Source organism: Helicobacter pylori NCTC 11637 = CCUG 17874 = ATCC 43504 = JCM 12093 (assembly GCF_900478295.1).
GTDB classification, from domain to species: Bacteria; Campylobacterota; Campylobacteria; order Campylobacterales; family Helicobacteraceae; genus Helicobacter; species Helicobacter pylori.
This window is the reverse complement of sequence record NZ_LS483488.1, coordinates 1,088,098-1,106,727: the sequence shown is the minus strand read 5'-3', so window position 1 is coordinate 1,106,727 and position 18,630 is coordinate 1,088,098. Positions and strand designations below refer to the sequence as shown.

At 39.5% G+C, this 18,630-nt stretch carries 18 protein-coding genes and 1 pseudogene; 16 read left to right on the top strand and 3 right to left on the bottom strand.

All coding sequences use genetic code 11. The annotated features are described in order from the left end of the window. Window positions 1-746: 746 nt before the first annotated feature. Complete coding sequence (locus DQL14_RS05575; RefSeq protein ID WP_000646773.1) at window positions 747-1,472, bottom strand: NYN domain-containing protein; 726 nt, start codon at window positions 1,470-1,472, stop codon at window positions 747-749. A 131-nt stretch (window positions 1,473-1,603) separates the two neighbouring features. On the opposite strand from DQL14_RS05575, the gene ruvC reads away from it, so the two are divergent. Beyond that, window positions 1,604-2,077 (top strand): crossover junction endodeoxyribonuclease RuvC, encoded by a 474-nt coding sequence (gene ruvC, locus DQL14_RS05570; RefSeq protein WP_001919287.1) that lies wholly within the window; start codon window positions 1,604-1,606, stop codon window positions 2,075-2,077. Here the strand turns inward: ruvC and DQL14_RS05565 are convergent, their stop codons facing one another. Beyond that, window positions 2,078-4,453 (bottom strand): TonB-dependent receptor, encoded by a 2,376-nt coding sequence (locus tag DQL14_RS05565; RefSeq protein WP_108169034.1) that lies wholly within the window; start codon window positions 4,451-4,453, stop codon window positions 2,078-2,080. Window positions 4,454-4,776: 323 nt separating this feature from the next. Here DQL14_RS05565 and DQL14_RS05560 point away from each other — a divergent pair, with 323 nt between their 5' ends. The 3 genes from DQL14_RS05560 to DQL14_RS05550 all read left to right on the top strand — a co-directional run bounded on the left by DQL14_RS05560 (window position 4,777) and on the right by DQL14_RS05550 (window position 7,614). Beyond that, window positions 4,777-6,294: a catalase gene (locus DQL14_RS05560; protein ID WP_108169033.1), complete on the top strand. Its 1,518-nt coding sequence runs from the start codon at window positions 4,777-4,779 to the stop codon at window positions 6,292-6,294. Window positions 6,295-6,438: 144 nt separating this feature from the next. After that, entirely contained in the window at window positions 6,439-7,314 is an 876-nt protein-coding gene (locus tag DQL14_RS05555) for a twin-arginine translocation signal domain-containing protein (protein ID WP_108169032.1), read from the top strand. Between the two features lie 84 nt (window positions 7,315-7,398). Continuing rightward, window positions 7,399-7,614, top strand: coding sequence for a hypothetical protein (locus tag DQL14_RS05550; protein WP_001206523.1), 216 nt, complete (start codon window positions 7,399-7,401; stop codon window positions 7,612-7,614). 51 nt (window positions 7,615-7,665) lie between these two features. Here DQL14_RS05550 and DQL14_RS05545 read toward each other — a convergent pair whose 3' ends face one another. Then, on the bottom strand, window positions 7,666-7,995 hold the full coding sequence (locus DQL14_RS05545; RefSeq protein ID WP_001153341.1) for a zinc ribbon domain-containing protein YjdM: 330 nt from the start codon (window positions 7,993-7,995) through the stop codon (window positions 7,666-7,668). Window positions 7,996-8,264: 269 nt separating this feature from the next. Between DQL14_RS05545 and cdh the strand changes: the two are divergent. The 12 genes and pseudogenes from cdh to gmhB all read left to right on the top strand — a co-directional run bounded on the left by cdh (window position 8,265) and on the right by gmhB (window position 18,628). After that, window positions 8,265-9,091 (top strand): annotated as a pseudogene (gene cdh, locus DQL14_RS05535) (CDP-diacylglycerol diphosphatase). A gap of 210 nt (window positions 9,092-9,301) precedes the next feature. After that, a complete protein-coding gene (gene flgE, locus DQL14_RS05530) occupies window positions 9,302-11,458 on the top strand; it encodes a flagellar hook protein FlgE (RefSeq protein ID WP_097552156.1) in 2,157 nt (718 codons plus the stop codon). A 58-nt stretch (window positions 11,459-11,516) separates the two neighbouring features. Further along, entirely contained in the window at window positions 11,517-11,870 is a 354-nt protein-coding gene (gene hypA / locus DQL14_RS05525) for a hydrogenase/urease nickel incorporation protein HypA (protein WP_000545280.1), read from the top strand. 6 nt (window positions 11,871-11,876) lie between these two features. Beyond that, entirely contained in the window at window positions 11,877-12,338 is a 462-nt protein-coding gene (gene mua, locus DQL14_RS05520) for a nickel-binding protein Mua (RefSeq protein WP_108169030.1), read from the top strand. Continuing rightward, complete coding sequence (lpxB, locus tag DQL14_RS05515; protein ID WP_108169029.1) at window positions 12,338-13,420, top strand: lipid-A-disaccharide synthase; 1,083 nt, start codon at window positions 12,338-12,340, stop codon at window positions 13,418-13,420. The genes mua and lpxB overlap by 1 nt, the downstream gene beginning before the upstream one ends. A gap of 40 nt (window positions 13,421-13,460) precedes the next feature. Then, window positions 13,461-13,955 carry a transcription elongation factor GreA gene (gene greA / locus DQL14_RS05510; RefSeq protein ID WP_001031343.1) on the top strand — a complete coding sequence of 165 codons (495 nt, stop codon included), beginning with the start codon at window positions 13,461-13,463 and terminating at the stop codon, window positions 13,953-13,955. Continuing rightward, entirely contained in the window at window positions 13,945-14,382 is a 438-nt protein-coding gene (gene dut, locus DQL14_RS05505; RefSeq protein ID WP_108169028.1) for a dUTP diphosphatase, read from the top strand. Before greA ends, dut begins: the two co-directional genes overlap by 11 nt. Next, window positions 14,379-15,035, top strand: a complete 657-nt coding sequence (locus tag DQL14_RS05500) for a hypothetical protein (protein WP_108169027.1) — start codon at window positions 14,379-14,381, stop codon at window positions 15,033-15,035. The genes dut and DQL14_RS05500 overlap by 4 nt, the downstream gene beginning before the upstream one ends. Before the next feature lie 4 nt (window positions 15,036-15,039). After that, complete coding sequence (gene pgbB / locus DQL14_RS05495) at window positions 15,040-16,710, top strand: plasminogen-binding protein PgbB (protein ID WP_108169026.1); 1,671 nt, start codon at window positions 15,040-15,042, stop codon at window positions 16,708-16,710. 4 nt (window positions 16,711-16,714) lie between these two features. Then, the gene (locus DQL14_RS05490) at window positions 16,715-17,386 is read left to right on the top strand and encodes a type III pantothenate kinase (protein WP_108169025.1); all 672 of its coding nucleotides are present in this window, start codon (window positions 16,715-16,717) and stop codon (window positions 17,384-17,386) included. After that, window positions 17,377-18,117 (top strand): sulfite exporter TauE/SafE family protein, encoded by a 741-nt coding sequence (locus DQL14_RS05485; protein WP_108169024.1) that lies wholly within the window; start codon window positions 17,377-17,379, stop codon window positions 18,115-18,117. The genes DQL14_RS05490 and DQL14_RS05485 overlap by 10 nt, the downstream gene beginning before the upstream one ends. Continuing rightward, window positions 18,107-18,628 carry a D-glycero-beta-D-manno-heptose 1,7-bisphosphate 7-phosphatase gene (gene gmhB, locus DQL14_RS05480; RefSeq protein WP_108169023.1) on the top strand — a complete coding sequence of 174 codons (522 nt, stop codon included), beginning with the start codon at window positions 18,107-18,109 and terminating at the stop codon, window positions 18,626-18,628. Before DQL14_RS05485 ends, gmhB begins: the two co-directional genes overlap by 11 nt. Window positions 18,629-18,630: the final 2 nt, after the last annotated feature.

Here is an 18,630-nt window from a genome sequence, read left to right as displayed (position 1 = left end):
AGCAACAAGTCAAGGGGTAAAAAATGAATTAATCTTAAAAATGATGCATCAATCAAAGCTTTAATGCAAGACACCAAACCCTCTAATGGGCAACCATAGGTCGAGTTCCTATAGCGATGTCTGTAAGGATGCTACCATAAAAACCCCAACAAAGTCAAATAACGACCTAAATCTTTTCAAGGATAACACAAGGAGAATGAATGAAAAATAAAAATGATGTTAAAGCAGAGATTGACAAGGCGGACATTATCCACTCTTTCATTCCGCAGGATAGCTAAAAATGCTAAAAAGCAATGAGTGGGCTACCATTGAAACTATAAAACAAAAACTTTAAAAAGTCAAGGAAGTCAAGAAATGAAAACTAACGAAGAGTATAGCTACAATCAAATCTATAGGAGAAGCGAGAAGGATAATGGATAAGGCGAATCATTAAAGAGTGAGTGGGTTATTATAGGGTTTGAAAAGAAAGCAGGAAATCTTAGAGAGCAAGCTAAGTTTATAGACCCTAACTTAATTACAAAAGATGGAGAGCGTTTAGCTTCTTCTTTAAACTCTAATAACCCCAATCCTACCACAAAAGAATAAGCAAGGCAATAAACTACCCAACCCAGTCAGTATGAGAAAGATAAGCCTAAAAACCCCTTTAAAAATTCTGGCCTTGTTTTAATCAAACGCCAATAATTGAGTTTTTAAAAAATGATTTTTTAAACTCTATAAAAATGAAATAACCCTTTTTATGGTTTAGTTTAAGCCCAGTTGGTTTTAGTGAGATTTTCTCTGATGGAAAAAAGCTTGTCTTTGACTTCGTTACTGCTCAATTTCCTCACTTTATCCGAATTGTATTTCAAATCCTGGCTAAGAAGGGACAATCTGTTAGACAAATCGGCAATATCCACCCTTAACCCCTCATCTCTGGCTAATTTGAGCGCTGGGATTAGATCCGTATCTTTTGAAAATATCAAAATCCTATCAGCTATTTTTTTAAAGGCTATTCTTTGAATGTCAAGACCCATGAGCATATCCACCTGCTTTTGTTCCAATAACGCCCTATAACTCCCATCAAACTCTACCCTTATTGCGTTTAACTTAGTCCTCCCTAACCTCAATTCCACTTGATCCAATGAAGCCAGATCGTGTTGGAAATTTTCCACATCGCTATAAATCTTCTCCCATTTAGTCGCTTCACTGCTTTGCAAGATCTCTTCAATGTCGCTGCTCGTGAAGATTTTCATTTCTGTTCCCGGATTTTTTTCATTTTGGAGGGTGTCGTTCCTCTTATCCCATAACGCATGTTCAAAATCAAAGGGTGGGGTGGTATAAAAGTAAATACGACTAATCCATTCATCATCCAGTAAAAAAGCCCTAATAGTAACGATCACATCTAAAGCGATATTGTAATTAACGCATTTTGTTTGTTTAATATCGCGCCTGAAATTCTCCCAATCCACTAGTATGATTGTGTTTGCTTTCATTTATTGCTCCCTTATTTATATGCTAAATTTTTTAAAAGTTCTTAATGCAATCTTGTATTTTATTCTAACAAGAAACATGGATATAATAATAGCGTTTTTTAAACCTTGCGATAAATAAACAGGAATGGTTGATGCGTATTTTAGGAATAGATCCGGGCAGTAGGAAATGCGGGTATGCTATCATTTCTCACACTTCTAACAAGCTTTCTTTAATCACGGCCGGGTTCATTAACATCACCACGACACGCTTGCAAGAACAAATATTAGACTTAATAGAAGCCTTAGATTGCTTATTGGATCGTTACGAAGTTCATGAAGTAGCGATTGAAGATATTTTCTTTGGGTATAACCCAAAAAGCGTGATCAAGCTCGCGCAATTCAGAGGGGCGTTGTCCTTAAAGATTTTAGAAAGGATCGGTAATTTTAGCGAATACACGCCCTTGCAAGTCAAAAAAGCCCTAACCGGTAACGGGAAAGCCGCTAAAGAGCAAGTGGCCTTTATGGTCAAGCGCTTGCTTAACATCACAAGCGAAATCAAGCCTTTGGATATTAGCGATGCGATAGCCGTTGCTATCACGCATGCGCAACGCTTAAAGCTCCATTAACTACCATTTGTAAGCCACTTCAAAACGCGCGTTAAACCCAGGCTCAGCGATCGCTCTTTTAACAGCGTCAGTGCCTGGCATATCTGGGCTCATGACATAGGGGCTTGTTTGATCCACATAGAATTTGTTGAAAACATTATTAAACACAGCAGAAAGCAGCAAACCTTTCCAGCGGCTTTTGGTTTTAGGACTCCAATTGATATAAAAATTACTCACGCCATAACCCGGTTTATGCATATGCACTAACCCTAATTTAGATCCGCATTTGGCTAAATCGGTAGGGGTTTTGGGTTTCTCAGCCGTCCCATAATCAGGCAAGTAAATATCAAACCCGCAATAATCTAAACCGGTAACAAAACGGCTAAGCCATGCAAGATTGATCCCTGTTTTGGGGATGGTGTAATCCAATTTGATGATAAAAACATTACCGGTGCTTGCGGCAAGCTCATAGCTATCCGCCATTAAATACCCCCTGGTGGTGGGCCAGGTGCGCGAGATCCCCACATTCAAACTCACGCCCTTGTATTTGAATGTCCCACCCACTTCATAGCCATAAATCCTAATCGCTTGATTTAAATTGGTTACAATCAAATTTTGCGCGTATTGTGAGATGAAATTATCCAAAGCTTGATAAAACGCCGCAGCCCTCCCGCTAAAATACTGGCTTGAATAATCAATATTAAATTCAGCGTTAGAGCCCACTTCAGGCTTGATATTTTTAGCGTATCGCAAATCGTTTTGGCGCATATACACGCCATCTCCTGGCATAACCCCCCTTGTAACTTGAGAATAAGTGATTTTTAAAGATAAAGGCTCAATGGGGCTTATCACAAGAGCTGCGCTAGGGCTAAAGCCTTGAGTGTAGCGGTGGTTCCAATCTTTATCATAAAGCGTGTAAGCGTCCCACCTTACCCCGGCTCCAAAAGTGATGATTTTATGAGGCGAGTAATTCGCTTGCACATAGCCTCCATAAATATTCCCGTTCGCTTTCCCTCTTTGGCATAGCGTAGGGTCATTGGGGTTATTATCCACAAGAGAGCAAGCGATTTGTTTTTGTCCTTTATCATCAGTATAAACTTGATTAGGCCTGTATAATTCTGATTTAGGGATGCGAGCGTCAAAAACGCTTAAATTTTGGTAATTGAATCCGTATTCAAAAAGGCTGTCTGTGGCTTCATCAATCACATGCGCGACTTTAAGGTTTAAGCCGGTGTTGTTTAAAAACAAATCCCTAGGCTGTGAGCTTGGTTTATCCACATCTGAAAAGCTTGGGGTGCAATAAGCACCTTCCACGCATGGGTAATTTTCTTTTTCCCATGCGCTCGCTAAAGAAGTGGGGAATTTAGCATAAACGCCATTAGGATCAAATAGGGGATCAAACTGAGCGTTTCTAATGCTTGTATAAAGGGTAAAATCTAATCGTGGGTCGCCAAAAGAATTTCCCGCTTCCCTTTTGTATTGTAAGGAAAAGTTGTTGGTGCTATTAATAGAGTGATACAAATACCTTGTGAAACTATCTAGCACATTAGGACACCCTTGAGCGCCATCAGGACTAAAAGGGGCTTCACAAGGATAGGCTAACCCTATAGCGTTGCTCCTTAAAGGGCGTGTGGCGTTATCTCGTGTCATGTTCCAGCTGAAAGTGAGCGTGTCTCTGTCGCTCAAATAACCATTCATTTTAACTAAAGCGTTGTTTTGCTCGCTAGGAGTTCCTGGCTCTTTATCGGCTTGTGTGGGATTGAAAAGGTTTTTCATCGCTGTAGCGCCGCTTCTATAATAGAAGATGTTTTGGTGCGTGTAGTAAGCGATAATATCAAAATGCGCGTTTTGGTAAGCCGATCTAAAAGTCTCTCGATCGCCAAAATTGGTATAAAAACTCACCGCCCCACTCGCAGCATAACTTTTCCCCCTAGGGATAAAATCGGCCGCTCCTTTAGTCTCCATTTTAATCACTCCCGCAATCGCTCCTGGCCCTGCGCTCGCATTAGCCGCACCTTTAGTCACTTCCACGCTTTTGAGCATGCCAGGGTCAATCACGGTGTTGCCTTGGTGGTGGTAGATATTGCCATTTTGCGCAGCCCCATCCACCGTAACCCTTAAAAGCCTGTCTTCAATGCCTCTCACATAGATTTTCTGCCCCATCACGCTCCCTCCGCCCACATTCACATCAGGGTTAGTCCTAAACAAGTCTTTGACTTCATTGCTTTGGCGCTGATCCAATTCTTTAGAAGTTACTTTAAACTCATTATTGTAAGTGAAAATCCTTTTAGCTTGGGTGGTAACCTTGCCTAGAGTGTGATCCGAGCTATAGCAAGTCTCAGCGAGTAGGGGTAAACATAAAGCGTATCTAAGCCTTGGGTATGATCTTAAAAACATCCAACAACTCTCCTTAAATTTAAAAATTCAAAAAATAAAAATCAAAAAAAAAAAAAAACAAAATCCGTCAATGCATTGATATAAAATAGTATAATAATTATTATTAAAACCAGATTAAAAATAAAATTTTGTTCTTAATCTTTCTTATTTTCATTAATTGTTACGAATAGAAATACTTAAGGGGTTTTTTTAATTCTTAAAAAAGGATTTTTTAAGGAAATTGAATCTTGTTAGTCTTTGTATAACAAATTATGTAATAATCACCACAAGTGATCGGCTTAGTGTCAGATTACGAAGATTTAAGATCAAATAAAGGAAAAAAGATGGTTAATAAAGATGTGAAACAAACCACTGCTTTTGGCGCTCCCGTTTGGGATGACAACAATGTGATTACGGCCGGCCCTAGAGGTCCTGTTTTATTACAAAGCACTTGGTTTTTGGAAAAGTTAGCGGCGTTTGACAGAGAAAGAATCCCTGAAAGGGTGGTGCATGCTAAAGGAAGCGGAGCTTATGGCACTTTCACTGTGACTAAAGACATCACTAAATACACTAAAGCGAAAATTTTCTCTAAAGTGGGCAAAAAAACCGAATGCTTCTTCAGATTTTCCACTGTGGCTGGTGAAAGAGGCAGTGCGGATGCGGTAAGAGACCCTAGAGGTTTTGCGATGAAGTATTACACTGAAGAAGGTAACTGGGATTTAGTAGGGAACAACACGCCTGTCTTCTTTATCCGTGATGCGATCAAATTCCCTGATTTCATCCACACTCAAAAACGAGATCCTCAAACCAATTTGCCTAACCATGACATGGTATGGGATTTTTGGAGTAATGTTCCTGAAAGCTTATACCAAGTAACATGGGTTATGAGCGATAGAGGGATTCCTAAATCTTTCCGCCACATGGATGGTTTTGGCAGTCACACTTTCAGTCTTATCAACGCTAAAGGCGAACGCTTTTGGGTGAAATTCCACTTTCACACCATGCAAGGCGTTAAGCACTTGACTAACGAAGAAGCCGCAGAAGTCAGAAAATATGATCCTGATTCCAATCAAAGGGATTTATTCAATGCGATCGCTAGAGGGGATTTCCCAAAATGGAAATTAAGCGTTCAAGTGATGCCAGAAGAAGATGCTAAGAAGTATCGATTCCATCCGTTTGATGTGACTAAAATTTGGTACCTCCAAGATTATCCGTTGATGGAAGTGGGCATTGTAGAGTTGAATAAAAATCCCGAAAACTATTTCGCAGAAGTGGAGCAAGCGGCATTCAGTCCGGCTAATGTCGTTCCTGGAATTGGCTATAGCCCTGATAGGATGTTACAAGGGCGCTTGTTCTCTTATGGGGATACACACCGCTACCGCTTAGGGGTTAATTACCCTCAAATACCGGTTAATAAACCAAGATGCCCGTTCCACTCTTCTAGCAGAGATGGTTACATGCAAAATGGGTATTACGGCTCTTTACAAAACTATACGCCTAGCTCATTGCCTGGCTATAAAGAAGATAAGAGCGCGAGAGATCCTAAATTCAACTTAGCTCATATTGAGAAAGAGTTTGAAGTGTGGAATTGGGATTACAGAGCTGATGATAGCGATTACTACACCCAACCAGGTGATTACTACCGCTCATTGCCAGCTGATGAAAAAGAAAGGTTGCATGACACTATTGGAGAGTCTTTGGCTCATGTTACCCATAAGGAAATTGTGGATAAACAATTGGAGCATTTCAAGAAAGCTGACCCCAAATACGCTGAGGGGGTTAAAAAAGCTCTTGAAAAACACCAAAAAATGATGAAAGACATGCATGGAAAAGACATGCACCACACAAAAAAGAAAAAGTAACCCTTTTCTTTAAGCGTTCTTATTTTTTAGGAACGCTTTGTCTTTCAAAATTTAGGTTTTTGGATACTCATCAGTCCTTTGGTGGTGTGTCCTATTTTTTCATTCATTCAACGAATTTAAAAATTACAATAAAGAGTTATAGTTATGAAACGAAGGGATTTTATTAAAACGACTGCTTTAGGCGCTACAGGTGCTGTTTTAGGAGCACAGATTTTGCAGGCAGAAGAAAGCAAAGGGAGTGTTGCAAAATATAAAATAGAAGCTCAATACAGCATTGATTTTGATTCTGCAGAACACACTTCGCTTTTCATTCCCATGCCGAGTGTTGTAGCGAGCAATGTGCATTTACAAGGCAATCATGCCAGCTATAAAAGCATGCTCAATTTTGGAGTGCCTTATTTGCAAGTGGATTTTTTAAAAAGCGCTCAAAAAAAGCAAGTCCATTTGTCTTATGAGATCGCTAGCTATCAATTGAATGAGCGTTTGTTTGAAACGAGCGATTTTGTAGCAATGGGGCGTTATGAAAGAGACGATGCGAGCGTGGCTAACATTGCCAACCAGCTCAAGGGAACAACCCCTAAAGAAAGCGTTCGCAATTTTTATGCGTTTATCAAGCATGAGATGCCTAAGAGACAGAAGGCTTTAGAGGGTAAAGAAAATTTACCCAAGCGTGAGAGTTTGCCTTGGTTTGCAACCATTTCAAAAGAGAGCATGTTTGTGTCCTTATGCCATGCGTGTGGGATTAAAAGCGCTGAAGTGCAAGGCTTGAAACTGGGTCAAAACAGCGTGGTGAAAAACGCTCCTAGAGTGGAAGTGTATTTGAAAGATTCATTCCTAGCGTTTGATTTTCAAAATAATCACAAGGAAGTTTTTATCCCGTTGAATCGCCATAAAGACATGCAGTTAGATTCTGCCTTATTGGCGACTTTTGGCGATGCCTTTGCCCTTGTGGATGGTAGGGATTTAGGCAATTACGAGAGCAAACTTTTTGAAAAAAGAGTGTCCTATACGGTTGTCTAAAGGCATGAAATTTAGGAATATTCCTTGATAGCGGGCTTTCCTTTTTAGGGAGAGTTTGCAAAAAGGGTTTAAAGGGTTGTCTTTATGCGAGAATTTTTTAAGAAACTTGGCACAGAATACGCTTCTAAGTTGTTTTTAGTTTATTGGCTTAGATGGATGTTGAGTGCGTTGGTGATGCTGCCTTTTATGGAGGTTTTTTATTATTTCAATTTTCCGTTGTGGCTCAATCTTTTTTTGGGGCAAACCATTGGAGCGGTGATTTTTTTCAAGCTGGATAAGTTGATTTTTTCTAAAAAATGATTTTTACAAGCTTAAAAAACCACTAAGCTTTTCTTAAGCTTTTGTATTTTCCTAAGCTTTTTTGAGGAATTCAGATTTTAAAGACAGGCTCTGCCCTTCTATTTTACAATCCACATTGTGATCGCTATTGACAAGCTTGATATTTTTGATTTTAGTGCCTTTTTTAAGCACTAAAGATGAGCCTTTAACCTTTAAATCCTTAATGAGAATGACCGAGTCCCCATTTTGTAAAAGATTATTGTGGCAATCTTTAACGATCAATTCTTCATCATTAGCTTCATTTTCATTCCATTCATACAAACAGCTAGAGCAAACCAATTGCGTGCCATCATGGTAGGTGCAGGCATCGTTGCATTTAGGGCATGGGGGTAAATCTTGCATGATAATTATCCTTATTGTGGTATTAGTGTGATGATATTACCTAAATCAAGGTTATAAAACGCTTTATTTTGACAAGTATCAACCCCCTAAGATCGCATGACGAAAAATTATCACCTGCTTAGCTCAAGCTATTTAATATTTTAAAAAATTCTTTTAGATCTTTTTAATGCTATCAATTTAAATTTTTTCTAGTTAGTATTCAAAAAGCTCTTTTTAAAAATAGGTTACTAAATGGAGCAAATAAGTTAAAATTTATTAAAATAATCATAATGATTAAAGCTTTTAACCACTATTGTAGAAAAATAACAAGAGGGTTTGCAAAAACTCTCATTAAAAACAAGAAAAACAAGGAGCAAAAAAGATGAAAAAAGCGGGCTTTCTTTTTTTAGCGGTAATGGCTATCGTTGTTATGAGTTTAAACGCTAAAGATCCGAATGTGTTGCGTAAGATTGTTTTTGAGAAATGTCTGCCTAATTATGAGAAAAATCAGAATCCTTCGCCATGCATAGAAGTCAAACCCGATGCCGGTTATGTGGTTTTAAAAGATATTAACGGTCCGTTGCAATATTTGTTGATGCCAACAACTCACATTAGCGGTATTGAAAACCCTTTGCTGCTTGATTTTTCCACGCCTAACTTTTTTTATTTATCATGGCAAGCACGCGATTTTATGAGTAAAAAATACGGCAAACCCATTCCTAATAGCGCAATTTCTTTGACGATTAACTCTAGTAAAGGGCGCTCGCAAAACCATTTTCACATCCATATCTCTTGCATTAGCCTTGATGCGCGCAAACAGCTTGATAATAACCTAAAAAAAATCAACAGCCGTTGGTCGCCATTATCAGGGGGCTTGAGTGGGCATAAATATTTGGTGCGTCGGGTAACAGAGAGCGAATTGGCGCAAAAAAGCCCGTTTGTCATGCTTGCTAAAGAAGTGCCTAATGCGCACAAACGCATGGGAGACTATGGTTTGGCGGTGGTGCAACAAAGCGATAACTCCTTTGTCTTGTTAGCGACACGATTTAACCCATTGACTTTAAATCGCGCTTCAGCCGAAGAGATTCAAGATCATGAATGCGCGATTTTGCACTAAAGCGAGTTAGATTCTTAAATTTGAGCGATAAGCTTTAAAAAGCGTTATGGGGGTGGTGTTGCAAAACCCCCCTATTTCCTTATGAATTTGACTGATCTTTTTGATTAACAAAACTTTAAAATCCGCAACCAATCCTTTTAAAAAGCTATTTAGGAACGACTTTTGCTTTATTTTGGCATAGATTGAATTTCTTTACATTAAAGGATAACCATGCTTAGGTCTTTATGGTCTGGTGTCAATGGGATGCAAGCCCACCAAATCGCTTTGGATATTGAGAGTAATAATATTGCGAATGTGAATACCACTGGTTTTAAATATTCTAGGGCTTCTTTTGTGGATATGCTCTCTCAAGTCAAACTCATCGCTACCGCGCCCTATAAAAACGGGTTAGCAGGGCAGAATGACTTTTCTGTGGGGCTTGGGGTAGGCGTGGATGCGACGACTAAAATCTTTTCGCAAGGCAATATCCAAAACACAGATGTCAAAACCGATCTAGCGATTCAAGGCGATGGCTTTTTTATCATTAGCCCTGATAGGGGGATTACGCGCAATTTCACTAGAGATGGGGAGTTCCTTTTTGACTCGCAAGGGAGCTTGGTTACCACCGGCGGGCTTGTGGTGCAAGGGTGGGTGAGGAACGGGAGCGATACCGGCAATAAAGGGAGCGATACGGACGCTTTAAAAGTGGATAACACCGGCCCTTTAGAAAACATCAGAATTGATCCAGGAATGGTGATGCCAGCCAGAGCGAGCAACCGCATTTCTATGAGGGCGAATTTAAACGCTGGAAGGCATGCCGATCAAACAGCGGCGATATTTGCTTTGGATTCTTCGGCTAAAACCCCTTCAGATGGCATTAATCCGGTGTATGATTCAGGCACAAATCTTGCTCAAGTCGCCGAAGACATGGGATCTTTATACAATGAAGATGGCGACGCTCTTTTATTGAATGAAAATCAAGGGATTTGGGTGAGCTATAAGAGTGCAAAAATGGTCAAAGACATCCTCTCTTCTGCAGAAAACAGCACGCTTGAATTGAATGGGGTTAAGATTTCTTTCACAAACGATTCAGCGGTGAGCCGGACTTCAAGCTTAGTGGCAGCCAAAAATGCGATCAATGCGGTCAAAAGCCAAACAGGCATTGAAGCTTATTTGGACGGCAAACAATTGCGTTTGGAAAACACCAATGAATTAGACGGCGATGAAAAGCTTAAAAACATTGTGGTTACCCAAGCCGGGACCGGGGCGTTCGCCAACTTTTTAGACGGCGATAAAGATGTAACGGCTTTCAAATATAGTTATACGCATTCTATCAGCCCTAATGCGGATATTGGGCAGTTTAGGACCACTGAAGACTTGCGCGCCTTAATCCAGCATGACGCTAATATCGTTAAAGATCCTAGCTTGGCGGACAATTACCAGGACTCAGCGGCTTCTATAGGGGTTACAATCAATCAATACGGCATGTTTGAAATCAACAATAAAGACAATAAAAATGTCATTAAAGAAAATCTAAATATCTTTGTGAGCGGGTATTCTTCAGACAGCGTAACGAACAATGTTTTGTTTAAAAACGCCATGAAAGGGCTTAATACCGCTTCTTTGATTGAGGGGGGAGCGTCAGCGAGCAGTTCTAAATTCACCCACGCTACGCATGCGACAAGCATTGATGTGATAGACAGCTTAGGCACTAAACACGCCATGCGCATTGAGTTTTATAGGAGTGGGGGGGCGGAATGGAATTTCAGGGTGATCGTTCCTGAGCCTGGGGAATTAGTAGGAGGGTCAGCGGCTAGGCCTAATGTGTTTGAGGGAGGCCGTTTGCATTTTAATAACGACGGATCGCTTGCAGGCATGAATCCGCCTCTTTTGCAATTTGACCCTAAAAATGGCGCTGATGCTCCCCAACGCATCAATTTAGCCTTTGGTTCATCGGGAAGTTTTGATGGGCTAACGAGCGTGGATAAGATTTCTGAAACTTATGCGATTGAGCAAAACGGCTATCAAGCGGGCGATTTGATGGATGTCCGCTTTGATTCAGATGGGGTGCTTTTAGGAGCGTTCAGTAATGGCAGGACTTTAGCGCTCGCTCAAGTGGCTTTAGCGAATTTCGCTAACGATGCGGGCTTACAGGCTTTAGGCGGGAATGTCTTTTCTCAAACCGGAAACTCAGGGCAAGCCTTAATCGGTGCGGCTAATACGGGGCGTAGAGGTTCGATCTCAGGATCTAAACTAGAGTCTAGTAATGTGGATTTGAGCCGGAGTTTAACGAATTTGATTGTGGTTCAAAGGGGGTTTCAAGCGAACTCTAAAGCGGTAACCACATCCGATCAAATCCTTAACACCCTATTGAATCTTAAGCAATAAACTAAAAGATTACTCTAATACAATATAATAGGGGCTAATTTAAAGATTAAGGTTTAGTATGCATGAATACTCGGTCGTTTCTTCTTTAATCGCTCTTTGCGAAGAGCATGCGAAGAAAAATCAAGCCCATAAGATTGAAAGAGTCGTGGTCGGTATTGGTGAAAGAAGCGCTATGGATAAGAGCTTGTTTGTGAGCGCGTTTGAGACTTTTAGAGAAGAATCTTTGGTGTGTAAAGACGCTATTTTAGACATTGTAGATGAAAAGGTTGAATTAGAATGCAAGGATTGTTCGCATGTTTTTAAGCCTAACGCATTAGATTATGGGGTGTGTGAGAAATGCCACAGCAAGAATGTTATTATCACTCAAGGCAACGAAATGCGTTTGTTGTCTTTAGAAATGTTAGCGGAATAAAAACCGATGCAAGAAGAATTGAACGCTTACCAGCAAGAAATTGAAGACACTAGAGGAGTTTTAAAAAAAATCCGTTTGGAATTGAAGCAGGTCCAAGAAATTTTGCGTAAGAAAAAGAGCGCTTTAAAAGGTTTGAAGCAAGAAATCTATCAAAAAAAATTAGAAAAAGAAAACTCCCGATTAAACAAAGAAGTGCAAAATACAGAAGTGGATGTAATTTTCCCTAAAGCCCTTGAAGAAGTGGAAATTTACACTAAGGACAATCAGGTTATAATGGCAAAACCAAGCAAGCGCGTGTTTGATGAAGGGATTTACTTGCAATACCGCAGCGTTTTGCGCGAAAACAGGCTTTTAAAAAACCATCTCTCTAAAAAAGATTTTGAAAATTCGTTACTCAAAATTGAATTAAGGGATTTGCATAAAGAAATCAAGCTCTATCAAGTCCAAAACCTTTTGAAAGACAAATAATGCCCACGATTTTAGTGAGCGCTTTAGAAGCGAGCTCTAATATTCATTTAGAGGAATTACGCCACAATTTGCCTGAAGATTATCGTTTTATTGGCGTGTTTGAAGGCAAAGAGGCCCTCTATAGCCCTAGAGAATTTTCTGTCATGGGTTTTAGAGACGTGATAGGCCGTTTGGGGTTTTTACTCAAAGCCCATAAAGAAATGGTCCAATTAGCCAAACAAGCGGATATGGTGCTTTTAATGGATTCTTCTTCTTTCAATATCCCCCTAGCCAAAAAAATCAAAAAACAAGATCCGCATAAAAAAATCATGTATTATATTTTACCGCAAGTTTGGGCATGGAAAAAATGGCGCGCTAAAAGCCTTGAAAAATACTGCGATTTTTTGGGAGCGATTTTACCTTTTGAAGTGGGCTATTACCAAAAAAAGGCTCAATATGTAGGACACCCTTTATTAGATGAGATTAAATATTATAAAAAAGATATTAAGGGCGAAACTCTAGTGTTTATGCCAGGAAGTAGGAAAAGCGAAATCGCTAAAATATTCCCTTTGTTTGTCAAAGCGGCTCAAATTTTAGAACAAAACGAAGGGTTTAAAAGGCGTGTGTTGGTGGTGCCGAGTTTCTTTAAGGGGTTGGATTTGAAAGCCCTTTATGGAGAAGACATTGAATTATTTGAAATTTCTTATGATGCGCATAAGAGTTTGTTTGAAGCGGAATTTGCGTTCATTTGCAGCGGCACAGCGACTTTAGAGGCTGCTTTGATTGGCACGCCTTTTGTGTTAGCGTATAGGGCTAAAACGATGGATTTTTTGATCGCTAGAATGCTTGTCAATTTGCATTATATAGGTTTAGCGAACATCTTTTATAACGCCTTAAATAATGAGACTCCAGGGCTTGGGGAGAGCCAATTGCACCCGGAATTGATCCAGCATTTTTTGAGCGTAGAGGGTTTGTTAAAAGCGTATGAAGAAATGGATAGAGAGCGCTATTTTAAAGAAAGTTTGAGATTAAGGGAATATTTAGCCAGTGGGAGTGCGAGAAAAATCGCTAATGAAATGGCTTTTTTGCTGAATTTAACTTAATTTTTACTATAATCTCTACTGAATAAGCTTAGGAGATTAAATGAATAAAGAACCTATGAGTATGCATGGATACAATAAGATTTGCGCGGAATTAAAGCAATTAAAAGAGGTGGAACGGCCCAATATTGTGAAAGAAATTGATATTGCTAGAGGGCATGGGGACTTGAAAGAAAACGCTGAATACCATGCCGCTAAAGAAAAACAACGCTTCATTGAAGCGAGAATCGTGGATTTAAGCGAAATTGTCGCTAACGCTCAAGTGATTGATCCGAGCGTTTTGGCTCATAATAAAGTGAGTTTTGGCAGCACGATTAAAATCCTTAATTTAGACAACGATAAAGAGTTTTCTTATACGATAGTAGGGAGCGTGGAGAGCGATCCGGCTAAAGGATTGATCTCTTTTGGTTCGCCGATCGCTAAGAGCTTGATAGGTAAGAGCAAGGGCGATGCGGTGAGCATTCAATTGCCTAATGGCGAAAGCGATTTTGAAATTTTAGACATTTATTATAAAGAGATTTGTTTTGATGAAAATTAAAATCCAAAAAATCCACCCAAACGCCCTTATCCCTAAATACCAAACCGATGGTTCTTCAGGCTTTGATTTGCATGCTGTAGAAGAAGTAATGATCAAATCTCATAGCGTGGGGTTGGTGAAAATAGGGATTTGTTTGTCTTTAGAAGTGGGGTATGAATTACAAGTGCGCACCCGTAGCGGTTTGGCTTTGAATCATCAGGTGATGGTGTTAAATTCTCCTGGCACGGTGGATAATGATTATAGGGGCGAAATTAAGGTTATTTTAGCGAATTTGAGCGATAAAGATTTTAAAGTTCAAGTAGGGGATAGGATCGCCCAAGGGGTGGTTCAAAAAACTTATAAAGCCGAATTTATAGAATGCGAACGATTAGATGAAACTTCAAGGGGTAGCGGGGGGTTTGGCAGCACAGGAGTGAGTAAGGCATGAGCATTAAGGAAAATTTAGAGCAAGTCAGAAACGAATTTAAAAGCGATGAAAAGCTTTTAGAAGGAGCGTTTAGATTAGAAAAGTTTTTCAAACGCTACAAGTGGGTGTTGTTGTTTATCGTGGTGGCTTTTATCGCTTATTTAGGGGATACAAAATTACAAGATTATAAGCATGAGCAAACGAGAGAGCGGATCACTCAAATTTATAATGAAGTGCTAGAGAGTCCTAATAACATAGCCTTGCAAAAAAGATTGAAAGAAGTCGCCCCAGAGTTGTATGACTTGTATCAGTTCGCCAGAGCGAGTGAGAGAAACGATGTAAACGAGTTTAAAAGGCTTTCGCAATCTTCTAATGAAGTCGTTAAAGCGTTCGCCAAATATTCTTACGCATCGCTCTCTAGAGATAAAAACCTGCTTGAAAAAAGCCCCATTCTTAAAGAAATGAGCGCTTTACAAGAAGTGAACTTGTTGTATGAAGAAAATTCTAAAGACGCAATCAAAAAAGCGCATCAAAGTTTATCAACTATCCCTCTAAGTTCTTCACTCTATGCTATAATCTCTGTTTTAAAACATTATGGAATGTTAGAATATATTCAGCAAAACCCTTCCAAACCAACCAATCTAAAGAAAGAAACCATTCAAGGAACGCATTGATTTGATGAATAAACCATTTTTAATCTTACTCATAGCCCTAATTGCCTTTAGCGGCTGTAACATGAGAAAATACTTCAAACCCGCTAAACACCAAGTTAAAGGCGAAGCGTATTTCCCTAACCATTTGCAAGAAAGTATCGTTTCGTCTAATCGTTATGGAGCCATTTTGAAAAATGGAGCGGTTATAGGCGATAAAGGTTTAACGCAATTAAGAATCGGTAAGAATTTCAATTATGAAAGCAGTTTTTTAAATGAGAGTCAAGGGTTTTTCATCCTTGCGCAAGATTGTTTGAACAAGATTGATAAAAAAACAAGCAAAAGCAAGGCGGCTAAGACTGAAGAAACGGAATTGAAATTAAAGGGCGTTGAAGCGGAAGTCCAAGATAAAGTCTGTCATCAAGTGGAATTGATTAGCAATAACCCTAACGCCAGCCAACAATCTATCGTTATTCCTTTGGAGACTTTTGCCTTGAGTGCGAGCGTTAAAGGGAATCTTTTAGCGGTGGTGTTAGCGGACAATTCAGCGAATTTATACGACATCACTTCTCAAAAATTGCTTTTTAGTGAGAAAGGTTCCCCAAGCACCACGATCAATTCTTTAATGGCGATGCCTATTTTTATGGATACGGTCGTGGTGTTCCCCATGCTAGATGGGCGCTTGTTAGTCGTGGATTATGTGCATGGAAACCCTACGCCTATTAGAAACATTGTTATCAGCAGCGATAAGTTTTTTAACAATATCACCTACCTTATCGTAGATGGCAATAACATGATCGCTTCTACAGGGAAAAGGATACTCTCAGTCGTGAGCGGTCAAGAGTTCAACTATGATGGGGATATTATAGATTTGCTTTATGATAAGGGGACTTTATATGTGCTCACGCTAGACGGGCAGATTTTGCAAATGGATAAGAGTTTGAGGGAATTAAACAGCGTGAAACTGCCCTTTGCGTCGCTTAATACCATTGTATTAAACCATAATAAATTGTATTCTTTAGAAAAGCGCGGGTATGTGATAGAGGTGGATTTGAATGATTTTGATTCGTATAATGTCTATAAAACGCCAACTATAGGCAGTTTTAAGTTTTTTTCATCTAATCGTTTGGATAAAGGGGTGTTTTATGATAAAAATCGGGTGTATTACGATCGCTATTATTTAGATTATAACGATTTTAAGCCAAAACTTTATCCCGTTGTGGAAAAATCGGCATCTAAAAAATCTCAAAAAGGCGAAAAAGGGAACGCTCCTATTTATTTGCAAGAAAGGCATAAAGCTAAAGAAAAGCCTTTAGAAGAAAACAAAGTTAAGCCAAGAAATAGCGGGTTTGAAGAAGAAGTTAAGACCAGAAGGCGCGATATGGAACCTGCTAATAATCAAAATAACGCTATCCAAAAAAGCGCAAAAGAAAATCAAGAAAACAAAAACGCTCCTGTTTCAAAAGAGGGTAACCAAAAAGGCGCAGAAAACGCTCCTGCTTTAAAAGAGGATAACGCTATTAAAGAAGCGTCAAAACCAAGCCCTAAAGAAGAAAAACGCCGCTTGAAAGAAGAAAAGAAAAAAGCCAAAGCCGAACAAAGAGCGAGAGAATTTGAACAAAGAGCGAGAGAGCATCAAGAAAGAGATGAAAAAGAGCTTGAAGAAAGAAGAAAAGCTTTAGAAATGAATAAGAAGTAGGCCTATGCCAGCTAGGCGATCTTTTACAGATTTGAAAAACCTGGTTTTATGCGATATAGGTAATACGCACATCCATTTCGCGCAAAATTACCAGCTCTTTTCAAGCGCTAAAGAAGATTTAAAGCGTTTGGGTATTCAAAAGGAAATTTTTTACATTAGCGTGAATGAAGAAAATGAAAAAGCCCTTTTAAATTGTTACCCTAACGCTAAAAATATTGCAGGATTTTTTCATTTAGAAACCGACTATATAGGGCTTGGGATAGACCGGCAAATGGCATGTTTAGCGGTAAATAATGGCGCGATCGTGGATGCGGGGAGCGCGATTACGATTGATTTAATCAAAGAGGGCAAGCATTTAGGAGGGTGTATTTTGCCCGGTTTAGCCCAATATATTCATGCGTATAAAAAAAGCGCTAAAATCTTAGAGCAACCTTTCAAGGCCTTAGATTCTTTAGAAGTTTTACCTAAAAACACTAGAGACGCTGTGAATTACGGCATGGTTTTGAGCGTCATCTCTTGTATCCAGCATTTAGCCAAAAACCAAAAAATCTATCTTTGTGGGGGCGATGCGAAGTATTTGAGCGCGTTTTTACCCCATTCTGTTTGCAAGGAGCGTTTGGTTTTTGATGGGATGGAAATCGCTCTTAAAAAAGCAGGGATACTAGAATGCAAATGATGCACCATTTGAGTTTTTTGGGCATGTTTTTAGCCGCTTTGAGCATGTCCTTAGGGCATTGTGTGGGCATGTGTGGGGGGATTGTGAGCGCATTCAGTCAAATAAGATTTTCTAAAGTTACAAGCTTTTCTTACCAGCTCACTTGCCATGCCCTCTATAATGTAGGAAGGATCAGCACCTACATGCTTTTAGGGGCTATAACGGCGGGTTTAGGGCGTAGTCTTAGCGTGAGCATGGGTTTTAGGGGCGTTTTATTGATGAGCATGGGAGTTGTTTTAATCCTTTTAGCGCTCTTGGGAGCTAAAGCGGAAAAATTAAGCTTTCAAATCCCTTTCATCTCTTTTTTGATGAAAAAAACCTTGCAATCTCAAAACATTCTAGGGCTGTATTTCTTGGGCGTGTTGAACGGGTTTTTACCTTGCATGATGGTGTATTCGTTTTTAGCGAGCGTGATTCTCAGTCATAGCACGTTTATGGGAGCGATGCTAGGCCTTTCTTTTGGGCTTGGCACTAGCGTGCCGTTGTTTTTAATGGGGATTTTTTTGAGCAAAATTTCCGTTTCTTACAGGAAATTTTTCAATCTTTTGTCTAAAGGTTTAATGGGGGTTTTTGGGCTTTATGTCCTTTATATGGGGATCATGCTCATTAATCATAAAATGCCCCATGCGATGCATCATCAAAATAGCACCACTCAGCATGATCATAAAGGAGCGCATTCGCATGAACACTAACAAAGCCCTTTTTTTAGACAGAGACGGCATTATCAATATTGATAAAGGCTATGTGAGTCAAAAAGAAGATTTTGAGTTTCAAAAAGGGATTTTTGAATTGCTAAAGCATGCGAAAACTTTAGGCTACAAACTGCTTTTAATCACCAACCAATCCGGGATCAACCGGGGCTATTACACCCTTAAAGATTTTGAACAACTCACTGAATACCTCCAAGAAAGCTTGCTTAAAGAATTAGGTTTTAATCTGGATGGCATCTATTTTTGCAGGCACGCCCCAGAAGAAAATTGCGCTTGCAGAAAGCCAAAGCCCTCTTTGATTTTGCAAGCCGCTAAAGAGCATCAAATTTGCTTGGAGCGATCTTTTATGATAGGCGATAAAGAGAGCGACATGTTAGCCGGCTTGAACGCTAAAGTTAAAAACAACCTTTTATTGACCACAAATTTTTTAAAAACTTCTCATTCTTGGATACAATGTAAAGATCTTAAAGAGATGATGGAACTAATCAAATAAGG